Source organism: Faecalicoccus pleomorphus DSM 20574, from assembly GCF_000420345.1.
Lineage (GTDB): Bacteria > Bacillota_I > Bacilli_A > Erysipelotrichales > Erysipelotrichaceae > Faecalicoccus > Faecalicoccus pleomorphus.
Genome location: NZ_ATUT01000001.1, coordinates 88,360 through 108,342, shown reverse-complemented (window position 1 = coordinate 108,342; position 19,983 = coordinate 88,360). Strand labels below are relative to the sequence as shown.

Here is a 19,983-nt window from a genome sequence, read left to right as displayed (position 1 = left end):
ACAATGATCAAAAATTCATTTTGATCCCCACCTTTTCACTCTGAATACGATTGAAAGAAGAAAATCCTTTTGAAAACTTCTTTAAATTGGTTAATCCATACTAATTGTGGATTCAGATCCTATCATAAAAAAGTTTATGGAAAACACACTTTATAAAAGTAATAAAAGTATAAGAGTAAAAAAAGAAGCTGTTTGGAAATAATATCTTTTCCAAGACAACTTCTTTTTTGTTGTTACTTATGTAAGATATGCGCACAGCGATCACAAAGGCCGTCTTCGTTTTCGCTGGTCGTATAATTCCAACAACGAGGACAGGCATGACCATCGGCATGTTCAACTTTTACGCCACAGAACTCATACATTGGAAGTTGGTCCGCAGTAAAGGCAAACTGGGAAACAATCAGCCATTGTTGTGGCTTTTTCACGATTTCTTCCATGATAGCTTTCGTTTGATCATCGACATGTACACAGACTTTGGCCTCTAAAGATTTACCAATCACACCTTGTGCACGAGATTCCTCCATAGCCTTTAATACATCTTTACGAACCTTGAACAAAGTATCCATCTTTTCACGCAGTGCTTCGGTATCAAAGTTTAATTCCAGCGATTGAAATGATGTTAAGTGAATCGATTCTTCATCAAAGTGCATAAAATCATTGATTTCTTCACAAGTATGACACAAGATCGGTGCCCAAAGTTTTGTCAAGACTTCAACGGCTATATAAAGTACCGTCTGTACCTGACGTCTTTGGTTATCCTCAATATTTTCGATGTATAAAATATCCTTTGTGTAATCCAGATAATAGGCACTCAATTCATTTGTCATCAGATTGCTTAACGTCTGTACAATATCCGCAAAACGATATTCTACATACGCCTTTTCACAAGACTGAACAACATCATTTAAACGAACTAAAATGTACTGATTTAAGGCATCCAATTCATCAAAAGGCAGACAATTCTCTTTGGTAAACATTTGATCGTCTAAGTTAGCCATCAGGAATCGGAATGTATTACGAACCTTACGATAGTTTTCACTGATCTGTTTTAAGATATTTTGGCCCATAGAACAATCCGCCTGGTAATCTACGCTGCAAGCCCATAAGCGCAGGATATCCGCACCGTATTTCTTTGTGATTTCACTTGGCGCAACTGCATTCCATTGCGATTTAGACATCTTCACACCTTTTTCATCCATGACAAAACCATGAGATAATACTTGACGATACGGTGCTTTGCCATACACAGCGGTTCCAATGATCAATGAAGAGTTAAACCAGCCACGATACTGGTCTGATCCTTCAAAATATAAATCAACCGGATAATCATAGCCGCGTTCCACCATACAGCCGGTATGACTAGAGCCGGAGTCAAACCAAACATCCATGGTATCGGTTTCTTTTTTAAAGATACCATTAGGGGAATGTTCGTTTTTATAGCCTTCCGGCAGCAAGTCTTTTGCTTCTCGTTCGAACCATACATTCGATCCATATTCACCGACAAGTTTAGCTACGTGTTCAAAGATAACCGGGTCCATTAAAGGTGTTCCGTCTTCTCCGTAAAGAATTGGAATCGGCACACCCCAGGCACGTTGACGTGAAATACACCAATCCCCACGATCGGCAATCATATTATGCATTCTGCCTTCACCCCAGGCAGGTACCCAACTGATGGAATGAATCTGTTCCAACAGCTCATCACGAATTTTATCGATAGAGGCAAACCATTGTGTCGTAGCACGGAAGATGATTGGTTTTTTAGTGCGCCAGTCATGCGGATACGAGTGCGTGATAAAGGTCAGATTTAATAAGTCGCCTAATTCATCCAATTTCATGGTAACTGTCTTATTGGCATCTTCTACATATTGTCCGGCAAGCCATTCACCACAGGACTCCATCATGCGTCCTTGTTCATCTACGTTACAATAAACCGGCAGCTTATAACGCATACCTGTATTAAAGTCATCTTCTCCAAAGGCCGGCGCTGTATGAACACAACCCGTACCGGCATCAGCTGTTACATAATCGGCAAGCATCAATAAGCTCTCACGTTCCGGATACAAAGGATGAGTGCAGGTAATATATTCAAATTCACTTCCCTTAAAGGTTTGTACGATCTTGAACGACTTACATTCAAATTTTGGACATAACTGTTCCACCAATTCTTCCAACATGATCAATTTTCCCTTATCGGTTTCCACCAGTGCATAAATCATGTCTGGGTGTACACAGATTCCCAGATTTCCCGGGATGGTCCATGGTGTTGTGGTCCAAATTACAAAATAAGTATCCGTATCCAAAAGACCTTTTCCATCTTTGACCTGGAATTTCACATAAATCGTTGGTGACTTGATATCTTTATATTCCACTTCCGCTTCGGCAAGAGCGGATTCACTGCTTGGTGACCAGTAAACCGGTTTTAACCCCTTATAGATCAAGCCCTTTAAAGCCATATCCGCAAAGATTTCGATCTGGTGTTTCTCGAATTCCTTCTGCAGCGTAATATACGGATGATCATAATCACCGATGGAACCTAAGGATAAGAATCCTTTTTTCTGATTTTCCACCTGTTTCATCGCAAAGTCATAACAAATCTTTCTAAATTCGGCAATACCGATCTTCTTACGATCATAGCCAAGTTTTGTGACAGCGGTCTCGATTGGTAAACCATGTGTATCCCATCCCGGAATGTAAGGTACTTTTTCTCCCAGCATGAAATGCGATTTATTAATGACATCTTTTAAAATTTTATTTAAAGCATGTCCTAAATGAATATCTCCATTGGCATAAGGAGGGCCATCGTGCAACACAAATGATTTGGCATCCTTTCTTCGTTCCAACATTTTTTCATACAATTTTTGATCTTGCCATCGCTTTTGAAAGCCAGGCTCCTTTGTCGGAAGCTTGCCTCGCATCTCAAAAGCAGTTTTAGGCATATGCAGCGTTTCTTTATAATCCATCTTTCTTCCTCCTGCTTTTCATAAAAAAAACGCCCTTTTCCAAGGACGTAATTAACGCGGTACCACCTTAGTTCACAGTTAAAAACTGCGCACCTCAATAAGATAACGGAATTATCCGGAATTTCTTACTCTGTTTTCAGAAATTCAGCTCCAAAGGGATACCGGTGTCCTGTCTCATACAATCTTTTCACCAACCGATTGCTCTCTGATTGAAACATGTAGAAACCGACTTGTCTTTGTCTTCGCCTATACATATTTCTCAAAACGTAAAATCAGTCTGTCTTTTCGTGTGCGGCTTTCCACACCTAAAAATTGAAACCGACCTGTTTTACGTATAGAAACGTAATCATTATTACATAATCTATCGTTTTCTTCAAGAACAACATCGTTCAACTTCACCCATCCGCTTTTCAACAAGTCCATAGCTTTGGAGCGTGAACAATGCGCCAGAGCCGCTACAATCGCATCCATGCGAAGCGAAGCAACATGAACGGTAACGATTTCAGCGGCCGCCGCCGGAAACTCAACAGAATAATCTTCTTTAAAATCAACAAAGGCATTGGCAATTTTATGACATTCCCGACAGATAAATTCTGCCAAGCCTTCCTTGCAGACCAAAAGGATCTGCGTATCATCGACAAAAATATCGCCCAACTGGTTTCTTTGCAGGCCTAAATGCATCAATGCACCCAACACGTCTTTATGGGTACAACTTCGTTTCTGCGGTGTATATATACTCTTTAAGATCACATAATCATAATTGGGTTCCAAATCCATTGTCTGGATACAAGCCATCTTGCGAATCGCATGTTTGTAACCGCCATAAAAAGAGATAAAAAGATTCTTGGGCGCCTGCCGCATCATGATTCTTTGTTCGACAGGCGTTAAAAAAGAGGTCAGGACCGGCATCTGCCTTTGTTCTACAAAATCAAATTGATCTTGTAAACGGGCAATAAACATTTCATGACCTCTATAATATGTACTTCTTATCTCTGATTCAGCCTTAGTCTTCAAAGTCATCTGGATTTCCTAAAGAAATCGATCCCTGTACACCAATTTCAGCAGGTGAACACAAAATGACGTTCTGACCAATTTTCTGGATTTTTCCATCCAGTGCAAAGACAACACCTGTTAAAAAATCGATGGTGCGTTGTGCATAGTCACGATCCAACTTATGCAGATTGACTACAACAGCACGTCCCTCTTTTAAACGCTGTCCTACTTCTTCGGCTTCTCCAAAACTTCTTGGCTCAAATAAAACCATCTTTGTCTTAGCATTTAAAGTCGCTGAATTTGTTCTTGCTTTTGGTCTTTCATATCGATTTTGAGGTTCAGCCTCTGTTTCATTTCTTACAGTTTCAACTGGCTGCGCTTCGTATCCTTCATCTTCATCTTCGATTGGTGCTACGAAATCTTTTACCTTGTCCATAAATCCCATGGGTAGTACCTCCTGTCTTCAAGTATTATATCATAGAAAAACAATTTGAAAAGTGAAATTCTTGAGAAATCACAACCAGTCGTTTTTCCCTTATTTGCGATCGCTTACATTCTTGTCTTCTTGTTTAACCGGCGATCATTTGATCAAGCTGGTATGCGATATTCTGCGCCTCAGCTTCCGATAAAAAAGAATATTTGACCATTTGTCGCAAAACTTGTTTGGCTCTTTGTTTTGCCAGAACCGGATTCACATGCAGCGAATACACACTGGGGGCATTGGGAATTCCGGCCAATAAAATGCATTGCGCCTCATTTAAATACATCGGCTCCACATCAAAATACCCAACACTTGCCGCATGAATCCCATAATAACCTTCCCCAAAATAAATGGAATTGACATAAAGCTCTAAGATTTGATCTTTAGAGTATTTGCTTTCGATATCAAAGGCCATAAAAATCTCGGCAAATTTTCGTACAAAATTTTTATCCTGGGTAAAGAATTCATTTTTGGCCAGCTGCTGCGTAATTGTTGAACCACCTTCCACAAACGACATGGCCTTTAAGTTATTTAAGATTGCTCGTCCGATGGCTTCAATATCAATACCCTGATGTTCATAAAAATCATGGTCTTCTACCGCTACCACTGCTTTACGATATAATTCCGGAAGTTGTTCCAAAGTAACGTAATCTTCATGGCTTTGAATGCTTTCCATCTTGTCTTCAATACTTGTCTGATCTATTGCCTCTTTATAATCCATATAGCCAAGTCCCGCAAGACAGCCTACGCTCATGGCTGCCAGCAGGAAAATAAGAGCTATAAGCTTACCAATCTTTTTTATCATCTTGCCTTCACGATACGATAATACACTTTAGAGGTCAAGACATATACAACGCAATAGATCAAGGCAAAGAGACTAAAACAGATGATGGTTGTGATAATGAACAAATTCATATTATCAAAGTATAATAAGTTCATCAGTTTGGAAATCAAAGGCAAGGCAAACGCAATATGAATACCGGCCACAATAAGTGGCAAAAAGAAGACAGTCAACACTTGTGAATTGATTGATCGACGAATATCTTTTTTCTCTAAGCCGACTTTTTCCATAATCTCAAAGCGTTCCTGATCCTGGTATCCTTCTGTAATCTGCTTATAGTACATAATCAAAACAGTTGCGATTACAAAAAGGATGCTTAAGAAAATACCTAAAAATAAGAATCCCGCATAGAGTCCCATCATCTCTATCTTTCCTGTACCTTTACATTCGGTATAGACCCATGTGTAATCTTTTTCGTCCTCGAGTTCCACTGTATGCTCTAGCCCACTAAAAAGAGAAGCAATTTCATCCTGTGACCGAGAATCTTTGTCATCAAAAGCTAATATCGTGGTTGGCCGATTATAAACGGAATAATTTTTCTCCAGAACATCCTGCATCTGTAAGATTGTATCTACATCATCCAAGACTATGAAAAGACTGGCACTTACCGTACTGCTAGCTTCCTGGTTTTCCATAAATTCCTGCAGTCGCTTTTTGACATGAAAGTTCTGATTGCCAATACGGATATCTGGTTGATTGTAATTCATACGCATGCTATAGACCATGACTTCTCCAGGTGCTAATGTATCTTGTGTATGCATGATTTGATTGTAGTCTTCTAATGGGATCAAATACATGGTGATGGCGTCATTTACATCACTTAAGCCACCCTGATCAAAACCAAGATCAACCTGATCACCATGTAACAGGCCACTCATGGAAACATACCGATATACCATTTCATTCTCTGCTTTAATTCCCTGCTGGTCTATAACCTGCAACAAGCGATCTTTGGATGTATAAAGATCATAATCCCGTAAAGAAACAATGATGTCTCGAGGAAATCTCTGATCCAAAATTTCCTGCATACTATTCCATAAGGAAACTGTTGTCGACAACATGACCAAAACCATAGTGGACAAAATGCAGATGTTGGCAAGACCAACCGCATTTTGTTTCATACGATAAATCATATTCGATATACTGATAAAATGATTCGTTTTATAGTAATATCGTTTATTTTTCTTTAACAATTTTAATAAGGTTACACTGCCGGCTGTAAACAATAAATACGTTCCGATGACCACTAAAATGACTGCAACAAAGAACATGGCAAAGGCCATTAATGGATTTGTAATCGTAACCGCCATACAATAGCCGGTAATCAAACACACCAGTCCAATCAATGCCAGAATCCATTTGGCTCTGGGCTCTTTCTCGCCGACCTTGTCACTATTTAATAATTCGATCGGATTGGCTATATGCACCTGCACCAAAGAAAAAACATAGATCAAAATATAAATCGCAAAGAATAAAATAAAGCTGCATAAAATGCCGGATGTCGAAATATAAAAACCAAAATGCACATCCGCCTGAATCATCCTCAACAACAACATATACATCAGCTTATCAAATAAAATACCGACAAGAATACCCAGCACCAGCGAAAGAGAAAAACTGATAAATGTTTCATGAAAAAGCATGCGCGCAATATGCTTCTTTTCCATCCCTAAAATATTAAATAAACCAAATTCCCGCTTTCTTCGTTTGAGCAAAAACGAATATGTATAAAATAAGAAGATGATAGAGAATACGATAATAACGCCGATTCCAAAGCCTAAAAGCTGTTGAACATAGTTTCCACCCATTAAGCCACCGATGCCTTCATTGGTCGATAAGGAAAAGACCAGATAGAAGATCATGACGGTCAATGCGCTGGATAAAAGAAAAGGAATCTGCATTCGGGCATTTTTCTTAAAATTATCCAGAGCCAGACGAGAATAGAAAAAATTACGCATGATGAACACCACCTGTAGCCAGCAGTGTCAGTGTATCAGAAATACACTGATACATTTCATCCATGGTTTTTTCACCCCTATAAATCTGATGGAATACCTGTCCATCCTTGATGAAAAGAACACGCTTGGCGTGTGCAGCCGCTTTAGTGGAATGAGTGACCATGAGAATGGTTTGATGGTTTTCATTTAAAGACGTAAAGACATTCAATAGTTCTTCGGTGGATTTTGAATCCAAAGCTCCTGTGGGCTCATCAGCCAATATCAATTCCGGATTGGTGATGATGGCTCTGGCGATTGCGACTCTTTGTTTTTGTCCTCCGGAAATCTCATAAGGATATTTATCCAACAGCTCCTCGATTCCCAACTCACGGGCAACCGGTATCAATAGATGGATCATATCGTTATATTTCATTTTGGCCAACACCAAAGGCAAAAGAATATTATCTTTATTGGAAAAGTTATTCAATAAGTTAAAATCCTGAAACACAAAACCTAAATGTTCACGGCGAAATGACGAAATCTGTTTATCTTTGATCTTGGTGATATCTTTTCCATTCAAACGCACGATTCCATTGGTCGGCCGATCCAGGGCCGCTAATATATTCAACAAAGTGGTCTTTCCGGAACCGGATTCACCCATAATGGCAACATATTCACCCTTCTCCACATTAAAATTGACATCGCTTAAAGCTTGCACTTTGTTGGAAGAAAAGCGTGTCGTGTATATTTTCTTTACATTTCTTACTTCTAATAATGACATAGATCATTCCTCCTTTGTGATTTCATTATAGAAAATCCCCAGGATTCCTGACATGGATTTAGCTTACACTTTACCTTTTAATCTTACAGTTTTGTAAGAAAGGTGTCACTCATGACGAAATCGCCTTCGATCCAATCCCAATAATACGCGGGTATAGGCATTTGGCTTGGATTCAATGGAAATTGTATGCTCTAGCTTACGACAAATTTCCTTACAGAGATACAGTCCCAAACCGGTAGCCTTTTTATCCTTACGTCCATTAAAGCCGGTATATCCCTTTTCAAACACACGTGCCAAATCACTGGCGCTGATGCCCATCCCATTATCTTCGATCACCAGTTGTTTCACATCATTTATATAAATCCGAATTGATCCGCCAACAGGCGTATATTTTAGCGCGTTGGAAAGAATCTGTTCCAACACAAAAACCAGCCATTTTTCATCGGTCAACACCGATTGATTCGTCGGTTGAAAAACAAGATGAATCTTTCGGGCAATGAAGTCTGTCGAAAAATACCGAATGGATTGTCGGATCAAATCATCCAGATCAACATCCCGAAACAGAAAATCTGACTGCTTGGAATACATCCGTAAATACGCCAAAACCATATCTGTATATTGATTGATGCGGGTAAGCTGGCTTTGTATGGATTTTCTATCTAGCTGTTCTTCTTCCAATAAAAGCTGCATACCGGCAATCGGTAATTTCACCTGATGAATCCACATTGTAAAGTAATCCATCGTTTCATTGATCTGGTTTTCATTTTCCATAATAGCTTCTACGCGGGTATGATCCATCTTCTCCAAGAGTTCATGATAATCCTGACCGGCAAGCGTTATATCCTCGATGGATAAAGCCGATACGATGTTTTCTTCACGTATTGATGAACGCTGTTGATGGCCCAATACATATTTATAAAAATCAGAACCAATAAAGACAAAAAAGAAAAACAAGATCAAAAGATAGCCATACAATAAAGGCTCTACATTCATTTGATATACATAAAACAGACACAACAACATCAAAAACAAAACAAGCAACAAATAGAACCAATATTTATGATCTTTACAATAATAAATCAATAACTTCATATTTTATAGCCCAATCCCTTTTTGGTTTCAATGTAATGCGTACAACCAACAGATTCTAATTTTTTTCGTAAGCGATTGACGTTCACACTCAATGTATTTTCATCCACATAAAAATCTGTCTTCCACAAATAGTTCATCATCTCTTCTCGGGAAACAATCGTATTTTTCTTCTCTAATAAAATGTGTAAGATCTTGGCTTCGTTTTTAGAGAGTTCAATTTTCTTGTCTTGATACAAAACCATATTTTCTTCAATGATAAAGCGTAAACCTTTATGTTCTAAAATCTCTAATTTCCCGCTGAAGTCATAGGTTCTTCGCAATAAGGCCTGAATCTTAGCTTGTAAGACCTGCAGTTCAAATGGTTTGGTGATATAATCATCAGCTCCTTGACTGAGTGCCATCACAATATTCATATTATCGCTTGCACTGGAGACAAACAGAATAGGAACCTGAGATACTTTACGAATCTGCTCCGTCCAATGATAACCATTTAAAACCGGTAAGGTTACATCCATTAAAACTAAATCCGGCTTGCATTGAAAAAACGTATCCATCACCGCATGAAAGTCGTTGATCAATACCACTTCATAATTCCAACTTTTCAGAAACTGCGCTGTTTTTGTCGCAATCACATTGTCATCTTCTACTAATAATATCGTGTACATAGTCATATTCTATCATGTTTTCTTCATTTGATTCTTAAAGTTTTCTAAAGACAAAAAAAGATCGAATGGCCATAGCCCATTCGATCTTAATTACTAATCGTATTATTCCGTTTCAATCAAACCGTATCCGCCATCATAACGCTTGTAGACAACGGCAATTTTTTGCGTTTCATCATCTGTATAGATAAAGAAATCATGTCCTAGAAGCTCCATTTTCATAATGGCATCATCCAGACTCATTTCTACCGGTTCAATGGATTTTGTCTTAACTAAAACATCATCATCCGATCCATAAATTTCATCATCTTCCAAAAAAGCCTCGGCTAATGAATCTTTATTCTTGCGTGTCAGACGAGTCTTCTGACGACGAATCTGATCTTCCAGCTTATCGATGACTTTATCCACGGCATTATATAAATCGTCATCCATGACTTCAGCACGAAGAATGGCAAACTTTGTGGGAATCGTCACCTCAATCTTTTGTTTATGAGGATAGGTACGAATCAGCACATTGGCTGTATCCTCATCGCTGATGATAAAGTATTTGTTCAATACATCCAGCTTTTTGTGAATCTTATCAGAGATCCCTTGCGTAACAGTTACGTTTTTTCCTACTACATTGACTTTCATAATAGGTACCTCCTTGTTTATAAGAATTATACCACAGGACTAGGAAAATTAAAATTAAAGCCCTTTCTTTTTAGTCCATTTATGACATCAAGAAAATTCTTCCAAACAAAGTTCAACATTCTGTAACTTTTGAAGCTCATGTTTATACGCTTCATATTCTGTTTCTGTCATTTTCTCTTTTCCCGGATATGGAAAGTACAGAATACAGCGCTTATGTATCTTTGCCAGAGCCATTTGTAGTACCAAAACCTGTTCAATGGTTTCCAAATGATCGACAAGAGATTGTAAATCAATACAGATACAGTCTTGATTTGATCGATCTTCTTGTTGGATCTGCTCTAAAAAGCTTTCATATTCTTCAAATACTATTTTTTTCATACCAAGCTCCTAAACACTATGATATTTATCTTTAATTTAAACTGGTTTTACCGCAATAAACAAATGATCTCTTTCATCAATCTGATAATTTTTCTCAAAGAAATCATACATTGTCCAGTTATAATAGAAACGTTCGGCCGGAATGATACCGTAACCATCCTGATTGTGATCGGTTGTATCGTAAGAATCAGCTACAATGATCACATCATCCTGTGTTGTTTCGGTTCCCATATCATCATAACCGATGATGGTCTGCCAATGACCACCCCAGTCATTCCATGCGATCATGACAGGAACACCATCTTTTAAGTATTTACGAATCATATCCAGATTGATCTTCTCGGCAGCTTCTTCCTGGGTGTAATCATATGTGGAATGAATCTCCATGCCTCCTACACCTTCAAAGATCTTGATCATAGACTCCAGACTGGTTGCTTCCTGTGCCAGCTGGTTAGTACGATACATGGCCAAAGATTCTTCTGTATGATCGCCCAGCTTATCATAGTAATTCAACACCATTAAAGCACTATCGACTCCACAGCTCCATTCCGAAGATTGTTGGAGAGTTTTAAAATGACTAAGAATAGTTAATGTATCGGTAGATTCCATATTATAAAAATCCGGATGTGCATAATAGATGGAATCTTCATGATCTCCATCTCTTTCGACACTATCCGCTCCATCTTCCTTGGATAAATCAACGGGATTGTCAATTTTCATTTCATCACTCATATTGACTTTTGTGGCACTGCAGCCTGCCAAAACCATGGTACATAAAACTAAAAATAACTTTTTCATTAAAATACTCCTTCTTTACCTAGAGCACTTGTAACTACTGATGATTTTGAAACAATTCAATTTTTATCAGATCTATTGAGCTTTATATAGCATATTGCTTTTAATACTCTTATTGATTCTACAAGTGTGTGCTCATAAAACTGGGCTTTTAACCCACAATAAGACTTCATCAGTCATAAAATCGGCGATGACCTGCTGACCGTCAGCGTATTTCAAAGGGTCGATTTTATCTTCAATATACTATATGTTTTCTAACTCAATACATCCCTCCCGTCTTGTCAACGCAAGAGATTATATCATAATCACATCTTTTCACAATATTTTTATGATTTTTCGTATCTGATCTAAACAAAAACGAGAATTGCTGAGATCCTCGTTTCTTTCCTATATAGAAAAGGACGAATTGAAAATCTATCCGCCCTTTTGTTCATTCTACAAAAATATTATAGATTTTCCAGATGATTGTTCTTCACCCATGCTTCCAACATATCTTTGGTAATTTGAACACTTTCCGGATTCAGGTCTGATTTAAAAATTCCTTTTTCAACATAATATACGCTTGGTGTAACATGAAACGTCGGGAAATAATTACGCACACGGGCTAGATTATCGGCCGGTGTGGCATTTTCTTCCTGATCCAATAGCACTTTAAAGATTTTTACCGGGTGTTCAGGAATATATTCACTGAGAATTTCATCAAAATCATGGCAATAGCCACAATCCGATTGTGCATAGTACACGATAAAACTATCCTGATTCGCAATTTTTTCATCGACCTGATCTAAATTGATCGTTTGGATCTCACCTGGAGATGCAGGCGAACTGTTCGCACTGCATCCCACAAGTAAAATCAAAGAGAGAATCAGTATGATGTCTTTAAAAGACTTCATTATTTCTTTCCTTTACGGCGTATGCGAATCTTCTTATTTTTCAGAAGAGTCACTGTACCAGCAGTGGCAGCCGCCGATGTGGCCAAAGCCGCAAACAAGCCGACAAAGGAATGTACACCGGTTTTTGTGTTTCCTTTTGATTTCGAAGAATCAGTAGGATTGACTATGACACTATTGGATCCATTGGCACTTGTATCCGTCGAATTGTTTTGTCCATGATCTGGTGTATTGGTATTTGGATTTTCATTATCCGATGGATTTGGCTGTTCTGTTTCTTTTGGTGTAACTAAAAGCGCCTGTGCGATTTTTTCAATCATATCAGTGGCTTCCGCATATGTCAGCTCTTTGTTTTCCAGTGCTTTTTGAGTCGCCTCGATAGCCTCTTTGATCAAATCAGCATCTTTAGCCTCATACTGGTTCAAATCCAGACCTTTTAGAATATCCAATGCTTTCTCAATCACTTCTTTTTGTGTGGAAGTAGCCTTTTCATCTTTTGGTGTATCTTCTTTTGGTTGTATAGATAATGCATTGGCCAAGTGTTCTAGTACACCTGCCGCTTCTTCCTTGGTCAACTGATCGTTGTCAGCAGCCTTTTGTGCTTCTTCGATCGCTTCTTGGATTACACTTTGAGCCTTTGTATCATACAAGTTTAAATCCAGACCTTTTAAGATATCCAAAGCTTTGGTAATCACTTCTTTTTGCGTAGAACTTGCAGGCTCCTCTTCTGGTATCACTTCCTTAGGTTCTAAAGAAAGTGCTTTTGCCAAATCCTCAATCACCTTAGAAGCCTCTTCTTTAGTCAGATCTTTATTAGCCAGGGCATCTTTACCATCCGAAATGGCAGCTTTGATCGCTTTTCCATCTTGTTTTGAATACAGATCTAAATCCAAATTCTTTAACACATCCAAAGCATGTTGAATGGATTCTTTTTGATCGTCAGTGGCCAAATTTTCATCTTTAAAATGTAGGCCTGCCTGTGCTTCCAATAAAGTGTTTACCAGGGTATCAATTTCTTCATTGGATTGCGGATTAGCCGCTTTTGCGTTCTCTAAAGCGGTTTTAAATGCGGATAAGGCATCATCCTCTACACAATCCTGCAGATTTACTTTTTCTGCTTCCTGAATGGCATTTGATAATTTCTCTCGATCTAATTCTTCCAATTGTGCGAAAGCTTTCTTTAATGCATCCACATGTGTTTTGATCAGTTCTTTATTCTGCACCGGATCGGATAATAAATTCTGTGCTAATTGCAGCTGCTCTTTAAACATTTGATATTGTTCGTTAGGGACATAACGAGAATCGTCTATGTTGCTAAAGCTATTGAGCTGTTCGATATCTTTTTGAATCTCTTCAATTTCCGAAAGAGCACCCGCTAAGGCATAATACGCATTTTGCAGAGTGTCCTGATCTTGATCTAAAGCTTGTGTGGCCTTTTCAATTTCAGATGTCAGATAATCCTGCAAAGCTGCATTTTCGTATTTCACACCTTTTGCTTGTTCGATCAATTCTGCTAATTGTTCTTGTTTTGGATTTTCGACAGTCACTGTTAAGGTTTTGCTGACGGTATCATTAGCCTTGGCCGTAATGGTAACCGTACCAGCTTTTAAGGCGGTTACAGTCACCGTGCTTGTATTTGTCGATGCATTGGCATCTCTTCGTACTCGACGACGTCCTAAAGCTTCCACACTGGCAATGCTTGGATCCGAAGATTCCCAAGTGATAGTATCTGTTGTATCTTCCGGCAGAATGGTGGCCGTTACAGTCTCCGTATTTCCGGCATCCAATTTTAATTCCGTTTTGTCCAATTCGATTGAAGTGGCTGGAATCGCATCGGAATGCAAAGCACCAAAAATAATGAACTCAGCCGCCGAGGCATATAAGTTATTTTGATTCCCTAAAGACTCCAGAGCAGTAATGCGTACATAACGTGCTTTTGTTTTATCAAATTTGATCTTATGTGGTTGTGTTCTTTCCACACTGGAAGATCCATCATTTTCAATCGTGCCCACTACAACAGGCTTGAAGGTTTCTCCGTCTTCACTTGTTTCGATCTGATATTTGATGATGTCTCCATTTCGGCTTCCTTGACGAGGCAAGTAGTTGACTTGTTCCACATCGTATTCATCCGCTAAATCAATGGTTACACTCTGTGGCAGTTTCTCCGTTCCCTGCTCCCATCCGGAATGCCAATAAGTAGCTTTATCACCATCAAATGCGTTTTCCACCGGTCCTTCAGAAGCCGATGTTGTCGCCGTCACGTTTTCCGGATCGACCGCAATTGGATTTTCACTGTCTGGCTGTCCTTCATTAGAGCCGCGATATTCTAACTGTTGAATAGCTTTAAAGAGCTGTACGACCTGTGCATTGACTTCTGTTTGTGTGGCATCTTCTTTCTGATCGATATCATTGGCCAGTTTTAAAGCGTTCTTTAATACATCTAACGATGTGTTGGTATAAAGATTTTCGTTTTCTAAGATCGTATTTGCTTCTTCAATATTCGCTTCTAATTCTTCTTTAGAAGTAACCGCCTCATTAACCGTGATTTCCACTTGTTTTGTCACCGGCTGTCCCTGCGCCGTATTTCCATTCGATGTAATCGTTAATGCAGCTGTACCTTGTTTCAAGGCATGCAGTATATAAGTATAATGATCACCTGCATTGGTACGAATAACTTCTAAGACTTCCGGATCAGAGCTTTCTATCTTGATGAGCTTGTTGGTCGCATCTTCCGGTGCAATGGTTGCGCCAAAACCTTTGAGATCTCCAACATTCAGTGTTGTTGGATTGGCTTCATCCAAAACGATATCCTCTACCGGAATTTGTGCATTTTGTCTAAATTCCACTTCATCAATGTTCAATTTAAAGATTTGACCTGCCTGGCTTGTCAATGCGTTTAATTTAAATCCATCCGCCTGTACCGGTTCTGTAAAATGAACGATGTACGCATGATCATCATCCGTTTTATCGATCGTATAGTTTCCGACCTTTTGTTCGACGTCATTATTGATACGATACAATTCAAAATCCTTTAAGGCGCCACCGTTGATTCTCGTTCCATCGACACGAACATGAATGATCACATCCGATACTTTCTTCTTTTCACCAAAATTGAAACGAATCCAATATGGCAATCTGGCCGGTACACTGGCTTCATCATTGCCCCATTTAAATTCAAAGCGATTAGGATCACCGCCCCAGGCACCATCAATCAACTTATCAACACCCATACCGGCCTGTAATACTGATTCATCCTGTCCCTGTACGGACTGTACCTGAATCTTTGATTCGGTTTCCGGTTCCGGAAGATCCTGCGATGGCTGTAAAGGATCGATAAAGTTCATATTGTTGCTGACAAACATGAAATTAGAGATATTAAAATCACTGGCTTTGATATCCAAATCTTTTTTAGCTGTAAAGGTTACCGTTGCCAAACGGTTGGTTCCTGACAGCATCGCCTGATCGCCTAAATTGCTGTAGGCAAAGTTCACATTGCGATTTTTATCTGGATGCTGTTGATTTTGATACGCAATACGATCAAAGACAAACTCACGTTGATTACCGGTTGCAACATCCGAGGTAACACTGACAAACTGCAATTCAGCACTGTTATAAGGAAGCTTACCACCTAAGGCATATACATTTTCCATGTTGATGCCTTTAATGGATAAGATAACTTTATCGCCGGCATTGTAATGTGCTTTATCCGGTTCAATGACTAAAGACCCCTTAGGATCTTCACCCTTTTTAGAAATGCCTTTATTTAAACGTGAGGTCGTTTGAGCAATATCTGCCGCATCAAAATAGCCATTGGCATTCCAGTCAGAACGCTTCACCTGATCCCAAGTCGGATCACCGTTTTCCAAACCGACATAGTTATTAATTTGTACTAAATCATTATCATCCACAACACCATCGTTATTGGTATCCCCTACCAGATAACCTTCGGTACCATCCACTTTATAAGGTTGTAATTCAGCTGCCGAGAAAAAACCACCTTTTGATTTTTTAACCACATATTTGATATATCGTGCTTTTTGTCCGGTCATGTCCATTGTTTTGATATCCGGCTCACTCATATCATTACTGTATGTCCATTCTTTGTTTTTACTGGAATCATAGGCTAAGTTCCAATTGGTTCCATCTAAAGAGGTATATACGTCCATCTTCTGAACGGTACCATTACCTTTATTATCCTGACGTGGTGTATATTCAATACGATCTAAATCATAAATTTTTTGTAGATCATAAATCAAAGCCTGTCCTTCTTGTACCGCATTTGTAGAGTGGAACATTGTTCCGGTATCAAAGTCAAGGATATTGGCAATTTTACCCCAATTATCTCCATAATCCCAGGTCACTTTGATATCTTTTGGCACGTTACGATATGGATCCAATGCAGATTGTGCTTCTAATGGTTTGCTCCATTGTGAATACCCGTCTTTATTTCTTGCGCGTACACGATACGTATGTTTGGAATGATAGGCTAAATCTGTATGAGTAAACGTTGGTTCTGTAATGCCCGATTGAATGATACCATCGGCTTCGACTTCATAGCTTGTCGCATCAGTCACTTCATCCCATTTTAACTGAATTGTATCCGGTGTAATTTCTTCTTCAGGAGCTCTTACATTTTCCGGTGCTTTCAGATTAGCGTTTAACTGATTTTTATCCAAATTTCCATCATTTTTAAAACCATCCAAAGTTAATGTGATCGCATTGGCACTCACATCACTCTTTGCAAATTTGACATACAGTTTTGGTGTTGTTGTAATTTTAACAGAAGCAAAATCGGAATCCGGTGTCGCAAATTGATTTAAATTCGGACTTTCATTGTAGTAATAAACATTGCCCTGGGCTTTCTCAAATTCTTCTTGTGAATGTACTTCTGTTAATCCGGCATCAGTATTTCCAACTGTTGCCGCAATTGCTTTTGGTTTTTCACTGACATTGACGACAAATTGCGTTTCTTTATTGGCATCATAACCCACGTAGCTTCCCTGACTGGCTTCAGCCTTTAAGATAGCTTTATCACCTGTGACATCACTGGTAAAATGTGTTGTAACCACTGGTCCATAATTGACTTCTTCTGGATTGGAGTTATCTATCGTATTTCCGGCATCTTCGTAGAGTGTATAATCCGTTTGTCCGGCCGGATAAAATTCCACAATCCGTTTAGACTTATCAACACCTTTCGTGTTTGTCTCTGATTTGGCAAAACCATTGTTGTGAGCTTCCGTCATTGGAAGAATCGCCCCATTTTTGACAAATAGAGGAAGTTTCCAGATCGGCGCCTCAAAGTTATTTAGCGTCGTACCACCCTGGTATTGTTTGCCGGTAAAGTAATCGATCCATACTTGATTGGCATCGGGTAAATAAATTCCATTACGAATATCATTTCCCTGGTCATCCGCTGCCGTATCTTGGTAAACCGGTGCAACTAGCAAGTTCTTTCCTAACATAAACTGATACTGTACGTTTTTCCCATACGTATTGGCATCATCAGGATATTCTAAGAACATGGCACGAACCTGCGGTTTTCCTTTTTCACCATCTTCTCCTAAGTTAGCGGAAGTATAGGCTGTCGAGTAAATGTACGGCATCAGCTGTGAGCGCAGCTTTAAATACATACGGTTGATAGATGTAGTATCTTCTCCAAAGACATAAGGCTTTTTAGGATACGATCCCCATCCATCCATATTCAACAACATTGTCGTAAATGATTTCCATTGTACATCACGAGTATAAACTAAAGAACCACCGCCAAAGATTCCATCCACATCACTGGATACGTTCGGGTTTCCACTCAAACTTTGTCCGATATAAGTCGGAATATGGAAGCGAATGTATTCCCAGTTTCCACCGGTCTGATCCCCAGTCCAGATTCCCGCATAACGCTGGGTTCCAGCCCAGCCATCTAAGGTAACGATGGTTGGACGATTTTTACTGTCCGCTTTTGTGATGATATCATAAGCTTTACTGATTCCGTTTAATCCAAAAGAATAACCGGAACCTACCCAGGCTACGTCGGTTTTTAAAGTACGAATACCACCCTGATTGACTTCTTTTTCAAAATCGCGCTGTAGATGGATCGGCTGACTTGGATTTGGTGTTAGATCCGACTGTGTCCAAAGACCGGTACCAACTCCTTTTGAATTGGCATAATCTGTAAAACTTCTTAAGTTGGCAATGTTGTTGTCAAGGTTGGTATCATCTTTTCCGTATCCACAACCATAGCCATCATTAGGTAAAAACCAGCCTAAAGGCATATCGTATTTTTCATATTGATCAATGACACCACGAGCCGAGAATTTATAATCGGTATCATTGGTTCCATTTAAAGTTTCCAAGACACCGCCTTTTTTAACTTTTCCACCATTATTGATTTCCTGATATTTGGTACTGTCGTTTACCGTTTCTAATGGAGTATTACCACCTTCTACCCATTCATCCCGGTTGTAACAATTCGGATGTCCCAGATAGAAAGCTTCTTCCGGGTATAAGGCCGGATTGCCTGTTACCTTAAAATAATTTTGAAGAAGGCTGACCGGTGTATCAGCTACAAAATAGTAAGCATCTAATCTTTTTTCACTATGTGATGTACTGACGACATCACCTTCTGTTTTTCCAAAATCATACACACCCTTTTTAAATGTATTTCGCAAAACCCCATAACCACTAGTGGACCAATAGAAAGGATTCGGGCTCGAAACACCACCACTGACCCAGTTATTTAAATTTTCAATCTTAATTGATTCTCCGGTGTGGACAAAATGTCCGTTTTGTGTACCTCCTCCATAGAAGTTTTCACCATCGTTTTTCACAAACGATTGAATCGTACTTCCATTTTGATACTGGATAGGTTTGGCTTCCTGCCAGACAATCGTGCCATCGCTTCTTTTTAACGTCATGCGTGAATCCGCTTTGGCAATTTCCAGGATGATCGCATCGTTTTGAATAATATAAGCCTCTTCGGTTTCACTTAATGTAGGAGTTGGTTTACTATACTCATCGGATGAATCCGGTTGTTGAACAATTCTTCCGGTATGCAATGCATCGGTTGGATCTACATACTCTTTAAAGCTTTCCTCTTTTCCATCGACTTCCATGTCAAAACGAAACAAATTGTTTTCTAAAAATGTGATTTTAGCCTTTTCTCCATTGGCATACGATACTGTTACCACATTATTGGATACTTCAGGCATACCTTTGGGTGCTCCAATAAAGGTGTACCCACTTTTAGGTTGTACCGCTTTATTTTCGGTATTATAGTTTGATCTTGTAAGATCTGGTTCTTGTGCCATCACAGAAATCGGAATGTTCAAAACCGTAGCAGCCTGACTTGCCGTTACAACGGAAGCCAAAATAACTTTTTGATGTTTTTTCACTTCTTCACTACCTCTCTTTTTAGTAAAGCAACAAAAATGAATTATTTGACTAAATAACATTTTAAGTCACATATTTAGCATACAAAATTAAGCCATCCTTTTGCAACCGTTTACATTTGTCACTTTTGACAGATTTTTACACTTTTTAGCAT

General features: G+C 39.0%; 13 protein-coding genes and 1 other annotated feature. All 13 genes read right to left on the bottom strand.

Annotation, left to right across the window (positions count from 1 at the left end; translation table 11 throughout):
- Window positions 1–233: 233 nt before the first annotated feature.
- Window positions 234–2,960 carry an isoleucine--tRNA ligase gene (ileS, locus tag G413_RS0100455; protein ID WP_022788988.1) on the bottom strand — a complete coding sequence of 909 codons (2,727 nt, stop codon included), beginning with the start codon at window positions 2,958–2,960 and terminating at the stop codon, window positions 234–236.
- A gap of 38 nt (window positions 2,961–2,998) precedes the next feature.
- Window positions 2,999–3,212, bottom strand: a binding site (T-box leader).
- Complete coding sequence (locus G413_RS0100450) at window positions 3,207–3,980, bottom strand: YlmH/Sll1252 family protein (RefSeq protein WP_027968950.1); 774 nt, start codon at window positions 3,978–3,980, stop codon at window positions 3,207–3,209. Its footprint overlaps the feature before it by 6 nt.
- Window positions 3,964–4,398: a cell division protein SepF gene (locus G413_RS0100445; protein ID WP_022788987.1), complete on the bottom strand. Its 435-nt coding sequence runs from the start codon at window positions 4,396–4,398 to the stop codon at window positions 3,964–3,966. The genes G413_RS0100450 and G413_RS0100445 overlap by 17 nt, the downstream gene beginning before the upstream one ends.
- A 124-nt stretch (window positions 4,399–4,522) precedes the next feature.
- Window positions 4,523–5,239, bottom strand: coding sequence for a transglycosylase domain-containing protein (locus G413_RS0100440; protein WP_022788986.1), 717 nt, complete (start codon window positions 5,237–5,239; stop codon window positions 4,523–4,525).
- Window positions 5,236–7,233, bottom strand: coding sequence for an ABC transporter permease (locus G413_RS0100435; RefSeq protein ID WP_022788985.1), 1,998 nt, complete (start codon window positions 7,231–7,233; stop codon window positions 5,236–5,238). Before G413_RS0100435 ends, G413_RS0100440 begins: the two co-directional genes overlap by 4 nt.
- The gene (locus G413_RS0100430) at window positions 7,226–7,993 is read right to left on the bottom strand and encodes an ABC transporter ATP-binding protein (RefSeq protein ID WP_022788984.1); all 768 of its coding nucleotides are present in this window, start codon (window positions 7,991–7,993) and stop codon (window positions 7,226–7,228) included. Before G413_RS0100430 ends, G413_RS0100435 begins: the two co-directional genes overlap by 8 nt.
- Window positions 7,994–8,098: 105 nt before the next feature.
- A complete protein-coding gene (locus G413_RS0100425) occupies window positions 8,099–9,085 on the bottom strand; it encodes a sensor histidine kinase (RefSeq protein ID WP_022788983.1) in 987 nt (328 codons plus the stop codon).
- On the bottom strand, window positions 9,082–9,750 hold the full coding sequence (locus tag G413_RS0100420) for a response regulator transcription factor (protein WP_027968948.1): 669 nt from the start codon (window positions 9,748–9,750) through the stop codon (window positions 9,082–9,084). Before G413_RS0100420 ends, G413_RS0100425 begins: the two co-directional genes overlap by 4 nt.
- Before the next feature lie 102 nt (window positions 9,751–9,852).
- On the bottom strand, window positions 9,853–10,380 hold the full coding sequence (gene hpf, locus G413_RS0100415; RefSeq protein WP_022788981.1) for a ribosome hibernation-promoting factor, HPF/YfiA family: 528 nt from the start codon (window positions 10,378–10,380) through the stop codon (window positions 9,853–9,855).
- Window positions 10,381–10,467: 87 nt separating this feature from the next.
- Entirely contained in the window at window positions 10,468–10,758 is a 291-nt protein-coding gene (locus G413_RS0100410) for a hypothetical protein (RefSeq protein ID WP_022788980.1), read from the bottom strand.
- A gap of 36 nt (window positions 10,759–10,794) precedes the next feature.
- On the bottom strand, window positions 10,795–11,556 hold the full coding sequence (locus G413_RS0100405) for a C39 family peptidase (RefSeq protein ID WP_022788979.1): 762 nt from the start codon (window positions 11,554–11,556) through the stop codon (window positions 10,795–10,797).
- Between the two features lie 443 nt (window positions 11,557–11,999).
- Complete coding sequence (locus G413_RS10555) at window positions 12,000–12,446, bottom strand: DUF6568 family protein (RefSeq protein WP_022788978.1); 447 nt, start codon at window positions 12,444–12,446, stop codon at window positions 12,000–12,002.
- Window positions 12,446–19,831 carry a discoidin domain-containing protein gene (locus G413_RS10550; RefSeq protein WP_022788977.1) on the bottom strand — a complete coding sequence of 2,462 codons (7,386 nt, stop codon included), beginning with the start codon at window positions 19,829–19,831 and terminating at the stop codon, window positions 12,446–12,448. Before G413_RS10550 ends, G413_RS10555 begins: the two co-directional genes overlap by 1 nt.
- Window positions 19,832–19,983: the final 152 nt, after the last annotated feature.

Excerpts from the sequence above, each read along its gene's own strand:
- ileS (WP_022788988.1), bottom strand. The coding sequence starts at position 2,960 with ATGGATTATAAAGAAACGCTGCATATGCCTAAAACTGCTTTTGAGATG.
- G413_RS0100450 (WP_027968950.1), bottom strand. The coding sequence starts at position 3,980 with ATGACTTTGAAGACTAAGGCTGAATCAGAGATAAGAAGTACATATTAT.
- G413_RS0100445 (WP_022788987.1), bottom strand. The coding sequence starts at position 4,398 with ATGGGATTTATGGACAAGGTAAAAGATTTCGTAGCACCAATCGAAGAT.
- G413_RS0100440 (WP_022788986.1), bottom strand. The coding sequence starts at position 5,239 with ATGATAAAAAAGATTGGTAAGCTTATAGCTCTTATTTTCCTGCTGGCA.
- G413_RS0100435 (WP_022788985.1), bottom strand. The coding sequence starts at position 7,233 with ATGCGTAATTTTTTCTATTCTCGTCTGGCTCTGGATAATTTTAAGAAA.
- G413_RS0100430 (WP_022788984.1), bottom strand. The coding sequence starts at position 7,993 with ATGTCATTATTAGAAGTAAGAAATGTAAAGAAAATATACACGACACGC.
- G413_RS0100425 (WP_022788983.1), bottom strand. The coding sequence starts at position 9,085 with ATGAAGTTATTGATTTATTATTGTAAAGATCATAAATATTGGTTCTAT.
- G413_RS0100420 (WP_027968948.1), bottom strand. The coding sequence starts at position 9,750 with ATGTACACGATATTATTAGTAGAAGATGACAATGTGATTGCGACAAAA.
- hpf (WP_022788981.1), bottom strand. The coding sequence starts at position 10,380 with ATGAAAGTCAATGTAGTAGGAAAAAACGTAACTGTTACGCAAGGGATC.
- G413_RS0100410 (WP_022788980.1), bottom strand. The coding sequence starts at position 10,758 with ATGAAAAAAATAGTATTTGAAGAATATGAAAGCTTTTTAGAGCAGATC.
- G413_RS0100405 (WP_022788979.1), bottom strand. The coding sequence starts at position 11,556 with ATGAAAAAGTTATTTTTAGTTTTATGTACCATGGTTTTGGCAGGCTGC.
- G413_RS10555 (WP_022788978.1), bottom strand. The coding sequence starts at position 12,446 with ATGAAGTCTTTTAAAGACATCATACTGATTCTCTCTTTGATTTTACTT.